Source organism: Azonexus sp. (assembly GCF_036170495.1).
GTDB lineage: Bacteria > Pseudomonadota > Gammaproteobacteria > Burkholderiales > Rhodocyclaceae > Azonexus.
Genome location: NZ_JAVHPH010000401.1, coordinates 1 through 1,920 on the forward strand (window position 1 = coordinate 1; position 1,920 = coordinate 1,920).

A 1,920-nucleotide genomic window follows, 5' to 3' on the forward strand; every position below is an offset into this window, starting at 1 on the left:
ACACTGATTGCGCGACCATACAAACGGGTTACGATTGCACCGTATCCCCAACAACTGAAGCACTACGTCGGGCGGTTTTTTCGCCTGACAGATTCATAAAGCGCCAGCCCCCCGACTCATGTCCCGCATCGATCCGCAACAAAGCTATCTGCTCAAACCCCGGCCACAGCGCTGGAAATTCCATCTCTTTCTCGGCCTGATCGTTGTCGGTGCCGCCCTGGCCGGAGTTGCCTGGGTCGAACTGGAAGAGTCATTCATCCAGGCCAGCCACTTCGCCGAACGGGCGAGAACCTCGACCTGGACCGTTGAGCCCGGCCCCGACAAGGACATCTGGCTACCCAGCGCCGGCCCCTACGAGCAGCGCCTGGGCTACGCCCAGCTCAACACCTTCCTGCCGCGCCTGACCGCTGCCGGCTACACCGTTGCCGCCCAGGCGCGCCAGTCCGAAGGCTTTCGCGCCATTGTCGGACGCGGCCATTTTCCCATTTACCGGGAGAAATCGCGGGCCGGCCTGAGCATCCTCGATCGCCACGACCAACCGCTCTACGACAGCCAGTACCCGCGCGTTCAGTACGCCAGCTTCGAGGCCATCCCGCCGGTGCTGGTTGAGGCGCTGCTCTTCATCGAAAACCGCGACCTGCTCGACGCCAATGCCCCGAAACACAACCCGGCGGTCGACTGGGGCCGGCTGACCCGCGTTGCCGCCGGCCAGGCGGCACGCCGTGTCGGCCTCGGGGGGAGTCGGGCCGGCGGCAGCACACTGGCCACGCAGATCGAGAAATTCCGCCACTCGCCCGGCGGCCGAACGCACGACAGCAAAGACAAATATCACCAAATGATGTCGGCCGCCCTGCGCGCCTACCAGGACGGCGAAGAGAACCTGCCGGCGCGGCGCCGCATCGTGCTCGATTTCGTCAATTCCGTGCCGCTCGGTGGCATCCCCGGCTACGGCGAGGTCAATGGCCTGGGCGATGGCCTGTCGGCCTGGTACGGCCAGGATTTCAACCACGTAAACCAGTTGCTGACCGACCGCCAGGCCGATCTGACGCAACGCGCCAAGGCCTTCAAGCAGGCGCTCTCCCTCTTCGTCGCCCAGCGCCGACCGTCCGGCCTGCTCGGCGACACCACCGGGCGCCTCAACACGCTCACCGACAGCTACATCCGCCTGCTTGCCGACGACCAGAAGATCCCCGCTGATCTCCGCGAAGCCGCCCTGCTCGTGCCCATTAGCCCGGCCCGTCAGGCCCGGCCGGCAGAAGAAGTCTCCTTCGTCGAGCGCAAGGCAGTCAACGAAATCCGCGGCACACTCGGCGAACTCCTCAACGTTGAGAACCTCTACGCCCTCGACCGTTACGACCTGACCGTGCACAGCACCCTCGACGGCCCGGCCCAGCAGGCCGTGACGCGCATCCTCAACCGCCTGGCCGACCCGGCCTTCCTGGCCTGCGCCGGCCTCCGGGAAACCCGGCTACTGGCCAAGGGCGATCCCAAACAGGTCAATTACAGCCTGACCCTCTACGAGCGCACGCCGACCGCCAACGTCCTGCGCATCCAGGCCGACAACCTCGACCAGCCGCTCGACATCAACGCCGGCACCAAGCTCGATCTCGGCTCCAGCGCCAAGTTCCGGACCCTGGTCTCCTACCTGCTGGTCGTCGCCGATCTGCATAAACGCTACAGCCAGACGCCGCCCGAAGAACTGGTCAAGCTCAAGCAGCACCCGGCCGACCGCCTGAGCAACTGGGCCATCGACATCCTCCGCACCAAACCCGAAACGACCCTCGAAGCACTGCTCGAAGCCGCCATGGAACGCCGTTATTCAGCCAGCCCCGGCGAAACCTTCTTCACCGGCGGCGGCATTCACCACTTCAACAATTTCAAGCATGAAGACGACGGCAAGGTGCCGAGCGTCGCCGAAGC

1 protein-coding gene is annotated in these 1,920 nt (G+C 65.1%); it reads left to right on the top strand.

Features of this window, described 5'->3' with window-relative positions; genetic code table 11:
- Nucleotides 1-118 precede the first annotated feature (118 nt).
- Nucleotides 119-1,920 (top strand): transglycosylase domain-containing protein (locus tag ADADOO_RS14840; protein ID WP_511278281.1); only part of this gene is annotated, 1,802 nt, incomplete at its 3' end.